General features: G+C 71.8%; 16 protein-coding genes. 5 read left to right on the top strand and 11 right to left on the bottom strand.

The features are described 5' to 3' along the window. The first annotated feature begins 18 nt into the window (after positions 1-18). Complete coding sequence (locus tag F9278_RS42900) at positions 19-1,509, top strand: precorrin-2 C(20)-methyltransferase (protein WP_152174482.1); 1,491 nt, start codon at positions 19-21, stop codon at positions 1,507-1,509. Here the strand turns inward: F9278_RS42900 and F9278_RS42895 are convergent. Further along, the gene (locus F9278_RS42895) at positions 1,494-2,264 is read right to left on the bottom strand and encodes a cobalt-precorrin-6A reductase (RefSeq protein WP_152173148.1); all 771 of its coding nucleotides are present in this window, start codon (positions 2,262-2,264) and stop codon (positions 1,494-1,496) included. The two genes, F9278_RS42900 and F9278_RS42895, sit on opposite strands and share 16 nt — an antisense overlap. An 18-nt stretch (positions 2,265-2,282) precedes the next feature. On the opposite strand from F9278_RS42895, the gene F9278_RS42890 reads away from it, so the two are divergent. Further along, positions 2,283-3,473: a cobalt-precorrin-5B (C(1))-methyltransferase gene (locus F9278_RS42890; RefSeq protein WP_152173147.1), complete on the top strand. Its 1,191-nt coding sequence runs from the start codon at positions 2,283-2,285 to the stop codon at positions 3,471-3,473. 2 nt (positions 3,474-3,475) lie between these two features. Here F9278_RS42890 and F9278_RS42885 read toward each other — a convergent pair whose 3' ends face one another. The 7 genes from F9278_RS42885 to F9278_RS47845 form a co-directional block, all read right to left on the bottom strand. Beyond that, entirely contained in the window at positions 3,476-4,489 is a 1,014-nt protein-coding gene (locus tag F9278_RS42885; RefSeq protein WP_152173146.1) for an ABC transporter substrate-binding protein, read from the bottom strand. An 8-nt stretch (positions 4,490-4,497) separates the two neighbouring features. Continuing rightward, complete coding sequence (locus tag F9278_RS42880) at positions 4,498-5,268, bottom strand: ABC transporter ATP-binding protein (RefSeq protein ID WP_152173145.1); 771 nt, start codon at positions 5,266-5,268, stop codon at positions 4,498-4,500. Between the two features lie 2 nt (positions 5,269-5,270). Then, positions 5,271-6,320, bottom strand: coding sequence for a FecCD family ABC transporter permease (locus F9278_RS42875; protein WP_152173144.1), 1,050 nt, complete (start codon positions 6,318-6,320; stop codon positions 5,271-5,273). 407 nt (positions 6,321-6,727) lie between these two features. After that, positions 6,728-7,477 (bottom strand): precorrin-4 C(11)-methyltransferase, encoded by a 750-nt coding sequence (cobM, locus tag F9278_RS42870; RefSeq protein WP_152173143.1) that lies wholly within the window; start codon positions 7,475-7,477, stop codon positions 6,728-6,730. Further along, positions 7,474-8,781 carry a precorrin-6y C5,15-methyltransferase (decarboxylating) subunit CbiE gene (gene cbiE / locus F9278_RS42865; protein ID WP_152173142.1) on the bottom strand — a complete coding sequence of 436 codons (1,308 nt, stop codon included), beginning with the start codon at positions 8,779-8,781 and terminating at the stop codon, positions 7,474-7,476. Before cbiE ends, cobM begins: the two co-directional genes overlap by 4 nt. Before the next feature lie 139 nt (positions 8,782-8,920). After that, complete coding sequence (locus tag F9278_RS42860) at positions 8,921-9,592, bottom strand: cinnamyl alcohol dehydrogenase (RefSeq protein ID WP_152173141.1); 672 nt, start codon at positions 9,590-9,592, stop codon at positions 8,921-8,923. A gap of 212 nt (positions 9,593-9,804) precedes the next feature. Then, positions 9,805-9,978: a hypothetical protein gene (locus F9278_RS47845; protein ID WP_226967183.1), complete on the bottom strand. Its 174-nt coding sequence runs from the start codon at positions 9,976-9,978 to the stop codon at positions 9,805-9,807. On the opposite strand from F9278_RS47845, the gene F9278_RS42855 reads away from it, so the two are divergent. Both F9278_RS42855 and F9278_RS42850 read left to right on the top strand, forming a co-directional pair. Next, positions 9,977-12,145 (top strand): glycosyl hydrolase family 95 catalytic domain-containing protein, encoded by a 2,169-nt coding sequence (locus F9278_RS42855; RefSeq protein ID WP_226967182.1) that lies wholly within the window; start codon positions 9,977-9,979, stop codon positions 12,143-12,145. The two genes, F9278_RS47845 and F9278_RS42855, sit on opposite strands and share 2 nt — an antisense overlap. Before the next feature lie 99 nt (positions 12,146-12,244). Beyond that, entirely contained in the window at positions 12,245-14,179 is a 1,935-nt protein-coding gene (locus F9278_RS42850) for a glycoside hydrolase family 97 protein (RefSeq protein ID WP_193242095.1), read from the top strand. Here F9278_RS42850 and F9278_RS42845 read toward each other — a convergent pair. Both F9278_RS42845 and F9278_RS42840 read right to left on the bottom strand, forming a co-directional pair. Further along, positions 14,170-14,967 carry an ABC transporter ATP-binding protein gene (locus F9278_RS42845; RefSeq protein WP_152173140.1) on the bottom strand — a complete coding sequence of 266 codons (798 nt, stop codon included), beginning with the start codon at positions 14,965-14,967 and terminating at the stop codon, positions 14,170-14,172. The genes F9278_RS42850 and F9278_RS42845 overlap by 10 nt on opposite strands. Positions 14,968-15,009: 42 nt before the next feature. Next, entirely contained in the window at positions 15,010-15,789 is a 780-nt protein-coding gene (locus tag F9278_RS42840) for a FecCD family ABC transporter permease (protein WP_226967181.1), read from the bottom strand. Here F9278_RS42840 and F9278_RS42835 point away from each other — a divergent pair. After that, on the top strand, positions 15,770-16,798 hold the full coding sequence (locus tag F9278_RS42835; RefSeq protein ID WP_152173139.1) for a hypothetical protein: 1,029 nt from the start codon (positions 15,770-15,772) through the stop codon (positions 16,796-16,798). The two genes, F9278_RS42840 and F9278_RS42835, sit on opposite strands and share 20 nt — an antisense overlap. 63 nt (positions 16,799-16,861) lie before the next feature. On the opposite strand, the gene F9278_RS42830 is transcribed toward F9278_RS42835, so the two are convergent. Next, a complete protein-coding gene (locus F9278_RS42830; protein WP_193241900.1) occupies positions 16,862-17,713 on the bottom strand; it encodes a DUF3626 domain-containing protein in 852 nt (283 codons plus the stop codon). Positions 17,714-17,717 lie beyond the last annotated feature (4 nt).

The raw sequence follows: 17,717 nt of genomic DNA, 5'->3' as shown, positions 1-17,717 counted from the left end.
ACAGTGGGCGAGAAGCCGGTGCGCGGCAAGCTGTACGGGGTGGGGCTCGGCCCCGGTGACCCGTCCCTGATGACCGTGCGGGCCGTCGAGGTGATCTCCGGGGCGGATGTGATCGCGTATCACTGTGCCCGGCACGGCCGTTCCATCGCCCGCTCGATCGCGGCGAAGCATCTGCGCGCCGACCAGATCGAGGAGCGGCTGATGTATCCGCTGACGACGGAGACCACCGATCATCCGGGCGGCTACAAGGGCGCGATGGAGGAGTTCTACGCGCAGGCGTCGGCCCGGCTGGCGGCGCATCTCGACGCGGGGCGCACGGTCGCGGTCCTCGCGGAGGGCGACCCGCTCTTCTACGGCTCGTACATGCATATGCACAAGCGGCTCGTGGACCGCTACGACACCGAGGTCGTCCCCGGGGTCACGTCCGTGTCCGCCGCCGCGGCCCGTCTCGGCACCCCGCTCGTCGAGGGCGAGGAGGTGCTGACGATCCTGCCGGGCACCCTGCCCGAGGAGGAGCTGACCGCACGCCTCGCCGCGACGGACGTGGCCGTGGTGATGAAGCTGGGGCGGACCTTCACCAAGGTGCGGAGCGCGCTGGAGGGGGCGGGGCGGCTCGACGAGGCCCGCTATGTCGAGCGGGCCACCATGGCCGGGGAGCGGATCGCCGAACTGGCGGACGTGGACGCGGAGTCGGTGCCGTACTTCGCGGTGGCCGTGCTGCCCAGCCAGGTCGACGCCGAACGGCCCGAGGCGCGGGAGCGGGGTGAGGTCGTGGTGGTCGGTACCGGTCCGGCCGGTCCGCTGTGGCTGACGCCCGAGTCGCGGGGCGCGCTGGCCGCCGCCGACGACCTGGTCGGCTACACCACCTATCTGGACCGGGTGCCGCGGCGGGCGGGGCAGGTCCGGCACGGCTCGGACAACCGGGTCGAGTCGGAGCGCGCCGAGTTCGCCCTCGATCTGGCCCGGCGCGGGCGGCGGGTCGCGGTCGTCTCCGGCGGCGACCCGGGGGTCTTCGCCATGGCGACGGCCGTGCTGGAGGTCGCCGCGCAGGAGGAGTACGCGGACGTCCCGGTGCGGGTGCTGCCGGGGGTGACCGCCGCCAATGCCGCCGCCGCCCGTGCGGGCGCCCCCCTCGGCCACGACTACGCCACGCTCTCCCTCTCCGACCGGCTCAAGCCCTGGGAGGTCATCGCCGAGCGGCTGCGCGCGGCGGCCTCGGCGGACCTGGTGCTGGCCCTGTACAACCCCGGGTCGCGCAGCCGCACCTGGCAGGTGGGCAAGGCGCGTGACCTGCTGTTGGAGCACCGGGCGCCGGAGACCCCGGTCGTGGTCGCGCGGGACGTGGGCGGCTCCGACGAGCGCGTACGGATCGTCCGGCTGGCCAACCTGGACCCCGCCGAGGTCGACATGCGCACGATCCTGCTGATCGGTTCCTCGCAGACCCGGGTGGTACGGCGCGGCGACGGCGAGGAGATCGTCTGGACGCCGCGGCGCTATCCGGAGGGGTGAGCGGGGCGGGGCCGGGCGGTGAGCAGCTCCTCGACCCAGTGGGCCGCCGCCTGCGGGTCCGGCACCACGGTGACGCCCTCGGGGACGGGTGGTCTGCGTACGACGACTACGGGCACCCCGGCCTCCCTCGCGGCGGTCAGCTTCGGCGCGGTGGCGGCTCCCCCGCTGTCCTTCGTGACGAGGACGTCCACGCGGTGGCGGCGGAGCAGTTCCCGTTCCCCCGCGAGGGTGAAGGGGCCCCGGTCGAGCAGCACCTCCATCCGGGCCGGGTGCGGGGCCTCGGGCGCGTCGACGGACCGTACGAGGAACCACAGGTCGTCCAGGGCGGCGAAGGCGGCCAGACCCATCCGTCCGGTGGTGAGGAACACGCGTCGGCCCAGCGTGGGCAGCAGGCGCGCGGCCTCGTCCAGTGAGCCGACGTCGTGCCAGTGGTCGCCGGGGGCCGGGGCCCAGCCGGGGCGGCGCAGCGCGAGCAGGGGAACATGGGAGGTGGCGGCAGCCCGTGCCGCGTGGAAACTCATGGTCCCGGCGAAAGGATGGGTGGCGTCGATGAGCGCGTCCACCCCGTGCTCGCGCAGCCAGGCGGTCAGCCCCTCGGCCCCGCCGAAGCCGCCGACGCGCACCTCGCCCGGGGGCAGCCGGGGGCTGGCGACCCGTCCGGCGAGGGAGCTGGTCAGCCGCAGGCCGGGGGTGCCGTGCAGCAGCTCGGCGAGGCGGCGGGCCTCCGTGGTTCCGCCGAGTATCAGTACGTGCATGGAAGTACGGGTCCGTTCATGAGCGGTACGGCGAAAGACGGCGGTGAGCCGAAAGACGGCGGTGAGCCGAAGGACGGCGGTGGCGCGCAGGGTGCCGGCGAGGCCAAGGGTGGTCGTGCCGCCCAACTCAAGCACACAGGTCTGCGGCACGGCTGGACGACCGGTGCCTGTGCGACCGCCGCGACGACGGCCGCGTACACCGCGCTGCTGACCGGCGAGTTCCCGGACCCGGTGACCATCACCCTGCCGAAGGGACAGACCCCGTCCTTCGCGCTCGCGGCCGAGAAGCTGACCGCCGAGAGCGCGATGGCGGGCATCGTGAAGGACGCGGGCGACGACCCGGACGTCACGCACGGCGCGCTGGTCCGGTCCACGGTGCGGCGGCTGCCCGCCGGGGCCGGGGTGGTGTTCCGGGCGGGCCCGGGTGTCGGGACAATCACCCGTCCGGGCCTGCCCCTGCCGGTCGGCGAACCGGCGGTGAACCCGGTCCCCCGGCAGATGATGCGGGACCATGTCGCCGAGGTCGCCGCCCGGCACGGCGGCACCGGCGATGTCGAGATCACCCTCTCCGTCGACCACGGCGAGGAGATCGCCCGCTCCACCTGGAACCCGCGGCTGGGCATCCTCGGCGGTCTGTCCATCCTCGGGACGACAGGGATCGTCGTCCCGTACTCCTGCTCGGCGTGGATCGACTCCATCCGGCGGGGCGTGGACGTGGCGCGGGCGGCCGGGCGCACGCATCTCGCCGGGTGCACGGGGTCGACGTCCGAGAAGACCGTCGTCGCCGAGTACGAACTGCCCGAGGACGCGCTGCTCGACATGGGCGACTTCGCGGGCGCGGTCCTCAAGTACGTGCGCCGCCACCCCGTCGACCGGCTGACCATCTGCGGCGGCTTCGCCAAGCTGTCCAAGCTGGCCGCCGGGCATCTCGATCTGCACTCCGCGCGCTCCCAGGTCGACAAGGGCTTCCTCGCCGAGCTGGCCCGGCGCGGCGGCGCGGACGAGGCCCTGGCCGCCGAGGTCGCGGGCGCCAACACCGGGCTCGCCGCGCTCCAGCTGTGCGCGGCGGCCGGGGTGCCGCTCGGCGATCTGGTGGCGACCGTGGCCCGTGACGAGGCCCTGGCCGTGCTGCGGGGCGCGCCCGTCGCGGTCGACGTCATCTGCGTCGACCGCGCGGGCACGGTCGTGGGCCGCAGCGCGATCCGTTAGACCTAGCTCTCCGAGACGGTCTTCAGGTAGGTGCCGAGGCGGGCGATGGCCGAGGGGTTGCGGGGGCTCTCGACCAGGTCGACGTAGTCGAGGACGAAGATCCGCTTGTTCTTGATCGCGGAGACGCCCCGCAGCGGGGCGTAGGAGAGCAGGAACTTCTTCTTCTGCTCGGCGGTGACGTCCCCGTAGTCGCAGATCACGATGACATCGGGGTCCCGCTGGACGACGCTCTCCCAGCCGACGGTGGTCCAGGAGTCCTCGACGTCGTGCATGACGTTGACGCCACCGGCCTCGGTGATGATCTGCTCGGGCGCGGCGAAGCGACCCGAGGTGAAGGGCTGGTCCTGGCCGCTGTCGTAGAGGAAGACCCTGGGGCTCTTGGCGGGCGCCTCGCTCCTGACGTCGGCGATCTGCTTCCTGAAGTCGGCGATCAGGGTGGCCGCCCGCTTCTCGACGCCGAACAGCTTTCCGAGGTTGGTGAGGTCGGTGTACAGCGCGTCCAGGGGCGGCATGATGCCGCGCGAGGTCTCGCTACGGCCGTTGCGGCAGGACTCGGTGAGGATGTACGAGGGGACGCCGAGCTTCTTCAGGGCGTCGGGGGTGAAGCCGGCGTCCTCGCGGAAGCCGTAGTTCCAGCCGGCGAAGACGAGGTCGGCGTTGGCGTCGAGGACGTTCTCCTTGGTGAGCTGGTCCTTGGACAGCCACTTGACCTTGTCGTAGCCGTCCTTCCAGGGCACCCCGCTCAGATCGCCCTTGTCGTCGGGCATGGCGAACCCGGCCATACGGTCCTCCAGGCCGAGCGCAAACATCAGCTCGGTGATGCCGACGTCGTTGGTGACGACGCGTTCGGGGGCCTTGTCGAAGGTGATCTTCTGACCGCAGTTGGTGAGGGTGACCGCCTTCTCGGCGGAGCCGGACGTGGACTTGGCGTCCTTCGCCGATTCGACGTTCGCGCCGCATCCGGTGGCGGTGACGGTCGCGGCGAGGCAGAGGGCGGCGGCGAGCAGCTTGCGCATGGGGTCCTTCAGAGGGTGGTGGGCGGGAGCAGGTCGAACAGGAGTTGGACGGCGCCGGTCTCCGGGTGCCGTACGGGATGGGCGCGGACCCCGAACACCTCGGCCAGCAGATCGGGGTGGAGGACGTCGTGGGGCGGGCCCGAGGCGACGATCCGGCCGCCCGCGATCACGTACAGGACGTCGCAGTGCGCGGCGGCGAGGTTGAGGTCGTGCAGGGCGGCCAGCACCGTCACCCCGCTGTCGCGGACCAGGGACAGCACATCCAACTGGTGGGCGATGTCGAGGTGGTTGGTGGGTTCGTCGAGGACGAGCACCTTCGGCTGCTGGGCGAGGGCGCGGGCGAGCAGGACGCGCTGCTTCTCGCCGCCGGACAGCGCCAGGAACCCCCGGTCGGCGAGATGCTCCACGCCGGTGCGGGCCATGGCCCGCGCGCAGATCTCCGCGTCGGAGGCGGCCGTACGCTCCCGGTGCGGCAGCCGTCCCATGGCGACCACCTCGGCGACGGTGAAGTCGAACTCGGCGGACGACTCCTGCGGCAGCGCGGCCAGCAGCCGGGCGGCGGCCCGGGACGGCATGGCGTGCGCGTCCTCCCCGTCCAGCCGCACGGTGCCGGCGGCCGGGCGCAGCGCCCGGTACACACAGCGCAGCAGGGTCGACTTGCCGCTGCCGTTGGGGCCGACGAGCCCGACGAACGCCCCGCTGGCGGCGGTGAGCCGGATGTCGTCGACGAGTCGGGCCCCGGCGGTCTCGATCGTCACCGCGTCGATGTCGAGTCGCATGGTCAGCGGCCTCCGAACGCGTAGCCGCCGCGCCGCATCAGCACGAGGAAGGCGGGCACGCCCACCACGGCGGTGATGACTCCGACGGGCAGTTCGGCGGGGGCGAGCAGCAGCCGGGACAGGACGTCCGCCCAGACCAGCAGGACGGCGCCGACCAGCGGGGCGACCGCGAGCACCCGGCGGTGGTCGGCGCCGACCAGCATCCGGACGACGTGCGGCACCATCAGCCCGACGAACCCGATGGCCCCGCTGACCGCGACGACCGTCCCGGTCACGGCGGCGGTGACGAGGAACAGCTCCCGGCGCAGGCGCTCCGGTCGGACGCCGAGCGCGGCCGAGGTCTCGTCGCCCATGGCGAGGGCGTTGAGCGACTCGGCCCGCCGCCGCAGCCAGGCCCAGCCCGCGACGACGGTCACGGCGACCAGCGGTACCTGCGCCCAGGTGGCTCCGCCGAGGCTCCCGAGCAGCCACATCAGCGCCGACCGGGCCGCCTCGCCCCGGGCCGCGCCGAACACCATGACCGTGGTGACCGCCTCGAAGCCGTACGCCAGTGCCGTACCGGTGAGGACCAGCCGCAGCGGGGACAGTCCGTGGGGTGAGCGGGCCACGGCGTACACCAGGGCCATGGCGGCGAGGGCCGAGAGGAACGCGGACGCGGACAGCGCCCAGACGCCGAGTCCGGCGAACGCGCCGAGCAGGATGACCGCGTTCGCGCCCACGGCGGCGCCCGAGGAGATACCGAGGACGAAGGGGTCGCCGAGCGCGTTCCGCACGATCGCCTGGACGGCCACGCCGACGGCCGCGAGCCCGGCGCCGACGATCGCGCCGAGCACGACGCGGGGCAGCCGGATCTCCCAGACGATGGTGTACGAGGCGGCGTCGGCGGCGTGCACGGTGCCGCCGGTGAGGCCGGCCCACAGGAAGCCGAGGACGTCCGGCCAGGCGATCCCGGCGGCGCCCAGGCCGGTGCCGCCGACGAGCGACAGCAGCAGGAGCAGGGTGAGGCCGAGGACGAGTGGGGGCAGGGGTATGCGGCTGGGGCTGCGGCGCACGGTCGGGGCGGTCCTTCACCTGGGGCCGCCTGGTCGGACATCGGTCAGGAGCGGCCCGTACGGCATGCCGGCCGTGCGGTCCCCTCTCGCAGTCCACGGCGAGCGTTCAACGGGTCGCACCACCCCTGGGCGATCGGGCTCGCACGACGGGTCGTTCTCGGCCGTCGCACACACCGTTGCGGGTCAGCGCCGGGTTCTCACCGGACTTCTCCCACGGGCAGCGAAGGGGAGCCTAACAAATGCGGTTTCGTTGTGCGGGTGCGGGTGCGGGTGCGTGGGGGCTGGTCGCGCGGTTCCCCGCGCCCCTCAAAAAGCAGGGGCCGCGCCCCGTGCTTTTTGCTTTCAGGGGCGCGGGGAACCGCGCGAGAAGCCCCCACGCACCCGCACCCGACAACGCACCCCACCACTCAGCAGCCATGCCGCTCCCGCTCAGGCGAGTACAGGTGGCTGTCCCGGAACTGCCGCGCACCGAGCGTGCGGCCGACCATGATGACCGCCGTGCGCAGCACACCCGCCGCCTTCACCTGCCCGGCGATCTCGTCCAACGTCCCCCGGAGGATGGCCTCCTCGGGCCGGGACGCGTACGCGACGACCGCGGCGGGGCAGTCGGCGCCGTAGTGCGGGAGGAGTTCCTCGACGACCCGGTCGACGTACCGCGCGGCGAGGTGCAGCACGATCAGCGCCCCGCTGCGGCCGAGCGTGGCCAGATCCTCGCCGTCCGGCATGGCCGTGGCCTGCTGGGCGATGCGTGTGAGGATGACGGTCTGCCCGACCGTCGGCACGGTCAGCTCCCGCTTCAGCGCGGCAGCCGCCGCCGCGAACGCGGGCACCCCCGGCACCACCTCGTACGGCACTCCCGCCGCGTCCAGCCGCCGCATCTGCTCGGCGACCGCGCTGAACACGGACGGGTCCCCGGAGTGCAGCCGGGCCACGTCGTGGCCCTCCTCGTGCGCGCGGACCAGTTCGGCGGTGATCCGGTCCAGGTCGAGCTGGGCGGTGTCCACCAGCCGCGCGTCCGGCGGGCATTCGGCGAGGAGTTCGCGGGGGACGAGGCTGCCGGCGTACAGGCAGACCTGGCAGGCGGCGAGCGTACGGGCGCCACGGACCGTGATCAGGTCGGCGGCGCCGGGGCCGGCGCCGATGAAGTACACGGTCATTTCTCTGCTCCCGAAGCGGTGTCGAAGGGGTCGCCGACATGGAAGGTGTCGCCGGTGGTTTTCCGTACGGCCCACTGGGTCACCGGCATCGCCTGTCGCCACCCGGTGAAGCCGCCCACGGGCACGGCCCGCGCGACCGCGAGCCGGATCAGTTCGCCGCCGTGGCGGCGGTGGGCGTCGGCGAGCACCGCCTCGGACTCCAGTGTCACGGTGTTGGCGACCAGCCGGCCGCCGACCGGTAGCGCATGCCAGCAACTGTCGAGCAGGCCCGGCACGGTGAGGCCGCCGCCGATGAACACGGCGTCCGGCGGCGGCGGTTCGGTGAGCTCGGCCAGGGCTGCGGGCGCGGCCCCGGTGACGACCCGTAGGCCGGGGACGCCGAGCCGGTCGGCGTTGCGGGTGATGCGTGCGGCGCGCACGGGGTCGCGTTCGACGGTGATCGCCCGGCAGGAGGGGTGGGTGCGCATCCATTCGACGGCGATCGAGCCCGAGCCGCCGCCGATGTCCCACAGCAGTTCGCCGGGGGCGGGGGCGAGCGCGGCCAGGGTGGCGGCGCGGACGTACCGCTTGGTGAGCTGTCCGTCGTGTTCGTACGCCTCGTCGGGCAGGCCGGGGACGGCGCCGAGCCGCAGGGTGTCGGGGGCCCGTCGGCAGTCGACGGCGACGATGTTGAGGGGGTCGCCGGGCGGGTCCGTCCGCGCGGCCCAGTCGTCGGCGGTGGTCGGGTCGGTGGTCCGTTCGCGGTCGCCGCCGAGCTGTTCCAGGACGCGCAGTCGGCTCGGTCCGAAGCCCCGGTCCCGGAGCAGGGCGGCGACCTCGGCGGGCGTACCGGCGTCCGCGCCGAGGACGAGGAGCCGTCGGCCTTCGTGCAGGGCGGCGGCGAGGCGGGCGGTGGGTCTGCCGACGAGGGTGACGACCTCGGTGTCCTCCAGCGGCCAGCCGAGGCGGGCGGCGGCGTAGGAGACGGAGGAGGGGTGCGGCAGGACGCGCAGCCGGTCGCCGGCCTCCTCGGCGAGGGCGCGGCCGATGCCGTAGAACATGGGGTCGCCGCTGGCCAGGACGGCGATGCGGCGGCCGGTGTGCGCGGCGAGGAGGGCGGGGACGGCGGGGCGCAGGGGCGAGGGCCAGGTGATCCGCTCGCCCGTGCACTCCGGGGGCAGCAGGTCGAGCTGCCGGGGACCGCCGATGAGGACCTCGGCGTCGCGCAGGACCGCGCGGGAGGCGTCGGGGACGCCTCGCCAGCCGTCGGCGCCGAGCCCGACGACGGTGACGGCGTACGGCGGTCCTGGTGGTGCGGGGGTCACTGCGCGGTACCTCGGTGGTTCGGGGGCGGTGCCCCGGGCGGCTCTCGGGGGCGACAGAGGCGCACTCTACTGGGCGGTGACCTGCGTGTCCGTGCCCGGGTTCACCTCCCGTGGCCCTGGGTCCCGGCGTCGGGCGAGGTCAGCGCGTCCAGTAGGCGATGTTGCGGAAGCGGGCCTCGGCGCGGCCGGAGCCGTGGTGGTAGACGCCGTTCTTGAAGTAGCGGGTGGCGGGGCCCCGGTCGGCGACGGTGAGGACGAGGGAGTCGTCGAGGTAGACCTTGATGGTGCCGGTCCCGCTGCTCGCCTGGTGGGCGATCTTCACGTTGAACCAGGTGTCGTAGGCGTCGCTCTTGAGGACCGTGCCGTCGTAGCGGCGTACGGTGCCGCCGCCCGCGTTGTACACGTTGAGCATGATGTCGGTGGCCGGGGTGCCGGAGGGGCGCCGGGTGCGGAGGGTCTGGACGAAGGACGCGCCGTCGGTGCCGGCCGGGAGGTAGACGTCGGCGTCCCACATGTGACCGCCGGTGCTGTAGTCGTTCTTCCAGCGCATCTCGGTGCGCGGGTCGGTGGTGCTGCCCTCCTCGAACGGCTCGTCGCTGGAGTACACCCACATGCGATGGACGCCTCCGCTGTCGCCGTGCCGGTCGCCGAGGTCGAGGTTCCAGGGCTTCTGCCAGCTGTAGGTGAACGAGGTCCGCGTCCAGCCGTCGGTCGGATCGGCGGCGGGGGCAGCGGCGGCGGCTGGGGCGGCGGCGACCGTGCCGCCGACCAGGAGGCCCGCTCCGGCCTGTAGGACCGTGCGTCTCTTCATCGGAATGTCCTCCCTGACAGGAAACATCGGATGGGTGAAAACGTCTGGACCATGTTGCCAAAGTGAGCATGGAGGCCAATTCCGCTCCCCCATAGCCTAATTCAGGCCCTCATTGGGCCGGATCTCGCCACCGCCCTCACCATTGACAGGCACACGAGCCCTGCCTAGGTTCGCCGATACACCCGATGTATCGATACCGCTATCGATGACCCTCAGGTCTGGAGGACGATGATGACCTCGCAGTCGGGGAGGCACTTACCCCTGCCCCGCCGCACAGTGCTGGGTACCGCGCTGGGCGGAGCGGCAGCGGCGGCCGTCCCCGGGACGGCCCACGCCGACGCGGCGGCCTCCGGCGGCAGATGCCCCTGGAGACTCCGCGACACCATGACCACGGCCCGCTCCTGGGAGCGGTTCCTGCGCGGCCAGGATCTGCGCTGGAGCCGGCTGCCGACCCGCTGGTACGAGGGCCCGTTCCTCGGTGACGGGCTGCTCGGCAGCATGGTGTACCAGGAGCCGGGCGCCAACCGGATCCGCTTCACCGTCCAGCACGGACGTGTCCAGGACCACCGGCCCGAGTTCGGCAGCGGCTGGGGCACCTGCCGGCTGCCGGTCGGGCATCTCACGCTCGACCCGGTCGGCACCATCACCGCCGTCGACTGGCGGCTGAGCCTGTGGAACGCCGAACTCACCGGCACCGTCACCACCACCGCCGGCACCCTCACCCTCTCCGCCCTGATCCACGACGAGGTCCTGGCCGCCCGGGTGACGGCCGACGGCGGCGAACGGATCGTGTGGACCTTCCACCCCGAGGAGGCCATCAGTCCCCGGAAGATCAGCGAGGCCCCGCCCGCCGGATACACCCCCCATCCGCCCCGGACGACCCGGACCACCGCCGACGGCACCGAACAGGTGCTCCAGCCCCTCATCGGCGGCCAGACCGCCACCGCCTACCGCCGCGCCGGAGAGGGCGAGGGCAAGGGCGACAGCGGCGAGCTGCTGCTCAGCGTGGGGCACAGCGCGCCCTCGACCACCGCCGCCGAGGCCGACTCGCTACGCCGTCTCCGGCGCGCCGGGTCGTACGACGCGCTCCGCCGACGGCATCGCCGCTGGTGGCACGCCTTCTACCCGAAGAGCTTCGTGTCGTTCCCCGACGAGCGGCTGCAGAGCTTCCACTGGATCCAGCTCTACAAGGTCGCCTCCGCCACCCGCGCGGGCGGCCCCGTGATGGCCACCTGCGGGCCCTGGCTGGAGCCGACGCCCTGGCCCGCCGTCTGGTGGAACCTCAACATCCAGCTGGAGTACTGGCTCGTCCACGGCTCCAACCACCTGGAGCTGGACTCGCTCGCCACCACCGTGCGGCAGAGCCAGGAGCAGCTGATCGCCAATGTGCCCGCCGCCTACCGTACGGACAGCTCCGGGGTCGGCCGCAGCTCCGACATGTTCGCCAACCGGGGCGTGGGCCGGCCGGGCCAGGCCACCGAGGTCGGCAACCTCACCTGGGCCCTGCACAACGTCTGGCTGACCTACCGGCACTCCATGGACAAGCCCCTGCTGCGCGACACGGTCTTCCCCGTGCTGCGCCGGGCGATCAACTACTACCTGCGCTTCCTCACCCCGGGCGGCGACGGCAAGCTGCATCTGCCGAGCACGCTCTCCCCCGAGTACCCGGTCGTGCCCCCGCAGGACACCAACTACGACCTCGCCCTCATCCGCTGGGGCTGCCAGACCCTCATCGAGTCGGCCGAACTGCTCGGTGTGGACGACGAGTTGATCCCGCGCTGGCAGGAGGTACTGGCCCGGCTCACCCCGTACCCGGTGGACGACACCGGCTACATGATCGGCGCCGACACCCCGTACGCGCAGTCCCACCGGCACTACTCGCATCTGCTGATGATCTATCCGCTGTATCTCGTCAACTGGGAACAGCCGGAGAACCGCGAGCTGATCACGAAGTCGGTCGTCCGCTGGCACGCGCTCCCGAGCGCGCACCGGGGCTACAGCTACACGGGCGCCGCGTCGATGTACGCGATGACCGGTGACGGTGACACCGCGATCGGCTGTCTGCGCAAGTTCTTCGACCCCAGCACCCGTTACCCCTGCCAGGCCAACACCCATTACACCGAGGCCGGTCCGGTCATCGAGACACCGCTGTCGGCCTCGCAGTCGCTGCACGACATGTTCTGCCAGAGCTGGGGCGGGGTGATCCGGGTCTTCCCGGCCGTCCCGACCGCTTGGGCGGACGTCACCCTGCACGACTTCCGCACCCAGGGCGCCTTCCTGGTCAGCGCCGTCCGCGAGGGCGGGGCCACCCGGTTCATCCGGATCAGAAGCCTGGCGGGTGAGCCGCTGAGGCTCGGGCACGGGCTCTCCGGCCGGCTCACCGTGCTCCTCGACGACGGCACCCCGGCCCGCACCCACGACCTGGGCGACGGCACCCTCTCCATCGACCTCCCCAAGGGCCGTGAGGTGCTCGTCCACTCCGGTGCCCGGCCCGACCTCGTCATCGCCCCCGTCGCCGTCAGCGAACCGGGCGCCGCCTGGGGACTGCCGTAGCCCCCCTCGCCCACCCCGCACCACAGGAAGGTTCCCATGGCAGTTCCGATCAGGACGACCAGGACGATCAGGACGATCAGGACGACCAGGACGGCCACGATGGTCAGGACCACGGTCGCCGGGCTCTGCGCCGGGCTGGTGGCCACCCTTCTCACGACCGTGCCCGCACGGGCCGAACCGCACGACCGCGCCTGGTCGGCGTCCGTGTCGGCGTCCGTGTCGGCGTCCGAGTCGGCGTCCGAGTCGGCGTCCGTGTCGGCGTCCGCGCACGCGCCCCGCGCGCGGGTGTCCCTGGACGCCGACACCGGCGCCCTGAGTCTCACGGTGTCCCGCGACGGCCGTACGGTCCTCGAAGCGTCGCCCGTCGGCATCGTCACCGAACAGGCCGATCTGTCACAGAGGTTGCGCTTCCTGCACCGCAGGGACCGGACGATCGACGAGCGGTACCGGACGAAAGCCGGCAAGCGGCTGGAGCGCCGGGTGCGGATGGACGAGAGCCGGCTGTCGTTCGCGACCGCCGCCGGCGCCCGCCTCGACCTCGTCGTCCGCGCCTCGGCGGACGGTGTCGCCTACCGCTACGTCCTGCCCGCCGGCCAAGGCGATGTGCTGGGCGAGACCTCCGCGTTCAACCTCCCGGCGGACGCGAGCGCGTGGCTGGGCACCTACCGGGCCGACAACGAGGGGCAGTTCGTCCAGTACACGGCCGCGGGCGCGCCCACCGGCGCGTACTCGGACCAGGCGCTGTTCCGCACCGACGGCGGCTACACCCTGCTCGCCGAGTCCGATCTCACCGGCGCCTACTCCGGCGCCCGGCTCACCCATGAACAGGGCTCGGGCACCTACCGGATCAAGCTCGCCGACGACCGGGTCACGGCCGACGGCCCGCTCGCCACCCCCTGGCGGGCCATGGTCACCGGCGATCTCGCCACCGTCACCCGCTCCACCTTCACCGATGACCTGGCCCCCGCCTCCAAGGTCCGCGACCGTTCCTGGATCCGGCCCGGCACCGCCCTGTGGACCTGGCTCGCGGGCGGCCGACCGGCCGGTCAGAGCCTCACCGCGCAGAAGGCGTACGTCGACTACGCGGCCGAACGCGGCTGGCCGTACGAGGCGGTCGACGCGGGCTGGTACTTCAGGTCCGACGCCTGGGACACCACCGACCCGGAATGGCAGACCAACAGCTGGATGCCCGAACTCGTGGAGTACGCGCGGGCCAAGGGCGTCGGCATCATCGTCTGGATCCATCAGCGTGACCTCGACACCGCCGAGGAGCGCGCCCGGTGGCTGCCCACGCTGGAACGCTGGGGCGTCAAGGGCGTCAAGATCGACTTCATGGACTCGGAGGCCCAGGCCACGCTGAAGTGGTACGACGCGATCCTCCCCGAGACCGCCGACCACCATCTCCTGGTCAACTTCCACGGTTCCACGATCCCCAAGGGCATCCAGCGCACCTGGCCGCACGTCATGACCCTGGAGGGCGTCGCGGGCGAGGAGAAGCGCACCAACACCGCCGCCCATCTCACCACCCTGCCGTTCACCCGCAACGTCATCGGCTCCATGGACTTCACCCCCGGCGCCTTCCAGCGCGTCGGACTGCGCCCCAACTCCGACGCGGCCGAGGTCGGGCTCACCGTCGCCTACGAGTCGGGGCTCCAGATGTTCGCGGGCACCCCCGAGTCGTACGACGCCCGGCCGCTCGCCCGCGCCTACTTCGACCAGGTCCCCGCCGCCTGGGACGACACCCGGCTGCTCGCCGGACAGCCCGGCCAGGAGGCGGTGCTCGCCCGCCGCAGCGGTGACCGCTGGTTCCTGGGCGGGGTGTACGCGGGAGCGGCCCGTACGGCGGAAGTACCCCTGTCGCTCGGGTCGGGCAAGTGGCTGGTCGAGACGGTCCGGGACGGCGCCGAGGGGCTCGTCCAGGACCGGCGGGTGCTGCGCGGCGGCGACACGTTCACCGTCGACGTCACCGCCAACGGCGGCTTCGCCGGCCTCGCCTGCCCCTGGCGTCCGGGGGTCACCACCTGCTACCGCTGAGCCTCCTCCGTGGGGTCGTCGGCCAGCGGCCGGGCCGCGTAGATGATACGGACGACGCCGTCGGCGTGCCGTTCCGTGTGACCGCGAACGCCGAACACGTCCCGCAGGAGATCCGGCGTCAGGACCTCCAGCACCGGGCCCGCCGCGACCACCTCGCCGCCGTGGAGGACGGCGAGGTGGTCGCAGAGGCGGGCGGCGAGGTCGAGGTCGTGCGGCACGGCGAGCGTGGTGATCCCGGTGGAGCGGATCAGGTCCAGGAGTTCGAACCGGGCGCGGATGTCGAGATGGTTGGTGAGTTCGTCCAGGACCAGCAGCCTCGGTCGCTGGGCGAGGGCGCGGGCCAGCAGGACGCGTTGGCGTTCGCCGCCGGAGAGAGTCGCGTAGTCGCGGTCCGCGAACGGTTCGACTCCGCAGCGGGCGACCGCGTCGGCCACGGCCTCCCGGTCCTCGGCGCCGTCCCGCCCCATCAGCCCGTGGTGGGGCGTGCGCCCGAGGGCCACGATCTCCCGCACGCTCAGGCCGGCGGTGGTACCGGAGTCCTGGAGCACGGCCGCCGTACGACGGGCCGCCGTCCGCGCGGGCAGTTCCCACACATCGTCACCGCCCACCCTGACCACTCCCCCGGCGGGCCGCAGCGAGCGGTAGACGGCGCGGAGCAGGGTGGACTTCCCGCTGCCGTTGGGGCCAACGAGCCCGACGACATCCCCTTTGTCGGCGTCCAGGTTCACCGCGCGAAGGATCGGGGTGCGGTCGAGGATGATGTGGAGCTGGTCCACGGTCAGTTTCATACGATGTCCAGGCCCCTGTTCATCTGGCGTCCGGGCTCTTGTTCACACGGTGTCCAGGCCCTTGTCGCGGCGCAGCAGCCACAGGAAGAAGGGGGCGCCGAGCAGGACGGTGAGGATGCCCAGCGGGAGTTCGTTGGGGCGGTTGAGGGTGCGGGAGAGCAGGTCGACGGCGACGAGGTAGACGGCGCCGAGCAGCGCGGTCAGGGGCAGCAGCCTGCGGTGGTCGGCGCCGACCGTGAGCCGGACGAGATGGGGGACCATCAGCCCGACGAAGCCGATGCCGCCCGCGACGGCGATGACGGTGCCGGTGAGCAGCGCGCTGAGGATCAGCAGGAGCGCCCGCAGCCGGTTGACGTCCACCCCGAGCGCGGTGGCCGACTCGTCCCCGGAGAGCAGAGCGTTGAGCCGCCGTCCGAACAGGGTCAGCACGACCGTGCTCGTCACCACCACCACGGCGACGACGGGGAGTTGGTCCCACTGGGCACCGGCGACACTGCCGAGCATCCAGAACATCACGGTGCGCAGCTCGGTGGGCGTCGCCATCAGCTGGACGAAGCTGGTGAGCGAGAGGAAGACATAGCCGACGACGACCCCGGCGAGGACCAGCCGGATCGGGGCCAGCCCGCCGCGGCGGCCCAGGGCGAAGGCGAGGACCCCGGCGGTCAGCGCGCCGACGAAGGCCGCGCCCGACACCCCGAGCCCGCCGAATCCCGCGAGGGTGGCCCCGCCGAGGGTGATGACCAGGACGGCGCCCAGGGAGGCGTCGTAGGAGAAGCCCAGGACGACGGGGTCGGCGAGCGGGTTGGCGACCGCAGAGATCACCCATGAACTTCTCGATGAGCTGCCGCAGGAACCGGCCACCCGCTACGTCCGGGAACTGCTCGTCCACGCTGGGATCCTGCCGCTGCGGCAAGAGAATCTCGTCCAGCTGGAGCTGTGGTTCCGGGCCGCCGCCCAGCACCTGCCCGCCGCACGCTCGGAGATCATCCGACCGTTCGCCGAATGGTTCATCATCCGCGATGCCCGCCGACGCGCCACTCGCCGCCGGTACACAGACAAAGCCGCCCACAGCGACCGCAGCGAGATCCGAGCCGCGATCGAGTTCATGCAGTGGCTCGACGACCGCCACCTCGACCTGCGGGCCCTGACCCAGACCGACCTCGAGGTCTGGCTGGCCCAGGCCAAGCCGTCCCGGCCGCGCCTGACCGCAGCCTTCATCAAATGGACGAACAAGCGCGGCCTGACCCGGAACCTGGAATACCCCGGATACCAGCGGCCCGCACCGGCAACCTTCCTCGACGACGACGATCAAGCCGATCAACTACGCCGGTGCCTCACGGACACATCACTGCCCCTGGACATCCGCATCGCCGGCGCCCTCATCCGCCTCTATGGATTGCCGATCACCCGTATCGTCCACTTGACCGCCGATCAATTCCACGAGGACGACACCGGGGCCTACTTCACCTTCGACAAGAACCCCGTGCTCCTGCCGCCGACGCTGGCTCGTCTCATCGAACGACAGATCGCTGAGGGCCGAAGGCACTCGGCGGTGGGAGCCTTGCCCGACAGCGAGCACCAGCAGCTTCTTCTCCCGGGCCGTCTCGCCGGCCGCCCGCGAAGCCATGGAGGTCTGGCGGCGCAGCTCGCGAAGCACGGTCTGCCCACCCTCGCGGCCCGCAACACTTCCTTGTTCGGCATGGCCGGTGAGCTTCCGCCGATTGTCATGTGCGACCTCTTCGGGATCCACAAGAACACCGCCGTCCAGTGGGCGGCACTGGCCCAAGACAGTTGGGCCGGCTACCTCGCGGCCCTCAAAGCTACCGAGTGACGCTCTCTCAGGTAATTGCTCGGCAATCAGCCTGTTCGTCCAGCCGCGAGGGGACGTTGCTACTCACTCAGCAGGCACGGTGCGTACTCCGAAGCGTGCCAGGCAGTGCCAGACCTTCTTGAGGTCCTGAAGGCTGTACCGACCAGTGCGGGCGGCATCCCCGATGACCTTGGGGTCGAGAAGGCCGTCAACGGCGATCTCGGCACCCAGCTCAACGTATTCCTGTCCCCGGTAGCTTGAGTGACGTCGTAGTTCAGCCACGCTGAGCCGAAAACCTGGGTGCCATTCGATGGGGCACGGGAGGCGATGAGCTGAGGCTTCAACCTCTGTGCCGCGGTAGCTGGGGTCCATCACCAGCGCCTCGACGTCACAGTCGAACCTGACCCGTCCGTGAATCTGTGCCTCGATGTGACAATCCAAGGCGTCCAACCCGTCCGCCTTAGCCAGGTCGATGAGCGAGCAGCGATCTGCAATGCCGAAGTCAGAAGGCTCGGTGGAACTGTCGGGGTAGCAGAACGTGGTGCGTCTCAGGGTCTCGGTGTTGAGTCTGAAGTACGAAGAGCCGAACCGCGGTGCACCACCGACCGGATCACGGCGGTAGTTCAGCGCACCGTATACAGGGCGCTGGTCATCCGAGGCCTCGTCGTAAGCACCGCCAAAAATACGACTCTCCCAACGCCACCGGTCTCCACCAGGATGAGCGGTCAGACCACCGTTGCTCGTGCCTGTCACGAACTGTGACCGGTAGATACCGTCTTCCACCATCTGGGCCAAAATCGGACGATTCTGTGCGGGACGATCGGGATGAAAGTGCATCGTCACCCGGAGATCCCCAACGAGCGGCCCTCCTCCACATGAAGCCGCGACATGCAGCAGAGCCTTCTCCTGAAGCGATACGACGATGTCAGCACCCATGCGT

It is taken from the genome of Streptomyces phaeolivaceus (assembly GCF_009184865.1).
Classification (GTDB): domain Bacteria; phylum Actinomycetota; class Actinomycetes; order Streptomycetales; family Streptomycetaceae; genus Streptomyces; species Streptomyces phaeolivaceus.
This window is presented reverse-complemented; position numbering and strand designations above follow the sequence as displayed.

Coding starts and splice junctions, on each gene's coding strand:
- F9278_RS42855 (WP_226967182.1), top strand. CDS start 9,977: ATGACCACGGCCCGCTCCTGGGAGCGGTTCCTGCGCGGCCAGGATCTG.
- F9278_RS42895 (WP_152173148.1), bottom strand. CDS start 2,264: ATGCACGTACTGATACTCGGCGGAACCACGGAGGCCCGCCGCCTCGCC.
- F9278_RS42890 (WP_152173147.1), top strand. CDS start 2,283: ATGAGCGGTACGGCGAAAGACGGCGGTGAGCCGAAAGACGGCGGTGAG.
- F9278_RS42850 (WP_193242095.1), top strand. CDS start 12,245: ATGGTCAGGACCACGGTCGCCGGGCTCTGCGCCGGGCTGGTGGCCACC.
- F9278_RS42845 (WP_152173140.1), bottom strand. CDS start 14,967: ATGAAACTGACCGTGGACCAGCTCCACATCATCCTCGACCGCACCCCG.
- F9278_RS42880 (WP_152173145.1), bottom strand. CDS start 5,268: ATGCGACTCGACATCGACGCGGTGACGATCGAGACCGCCGGGGCCCGA.
- F9278_RS42860 (WP_152173141.1), bottom strand. CDS start 9,592: ATGAAGAGACGCACGGTCCTACAGGCCGGAGCGGGCCTCCTGGTCGGC.
- cobM (WP_152173143.1), bottom strand. CDS start 7,477: ATGACCGTGTACTTCATCGGCGCCGGCCCCGGCGCCGCCGACCTGATC.
- F9278_RS47845 (WP_226967183.1), bottom strand. CDS start 9,978: ATGGTGTCGCGGAGTCTCCAGGGGCATCTGCCGCCGGAGGCCGCCGCG.
- F9278_RS42830 (WP_193241900.1), bottom strand. CDS start 17,713: ATGGGTGCTGACATCGTCGTATCGCTTCAGGAGAAGGCTCTGCTGCAT.
- F9278_RS42885 (WP_152173146.1), bottom strand. CDS start 4,489: ATGCGCAAGCTGCTCGCCGCCGCCCTCTGCCTCGCCGCGACCGTCACC.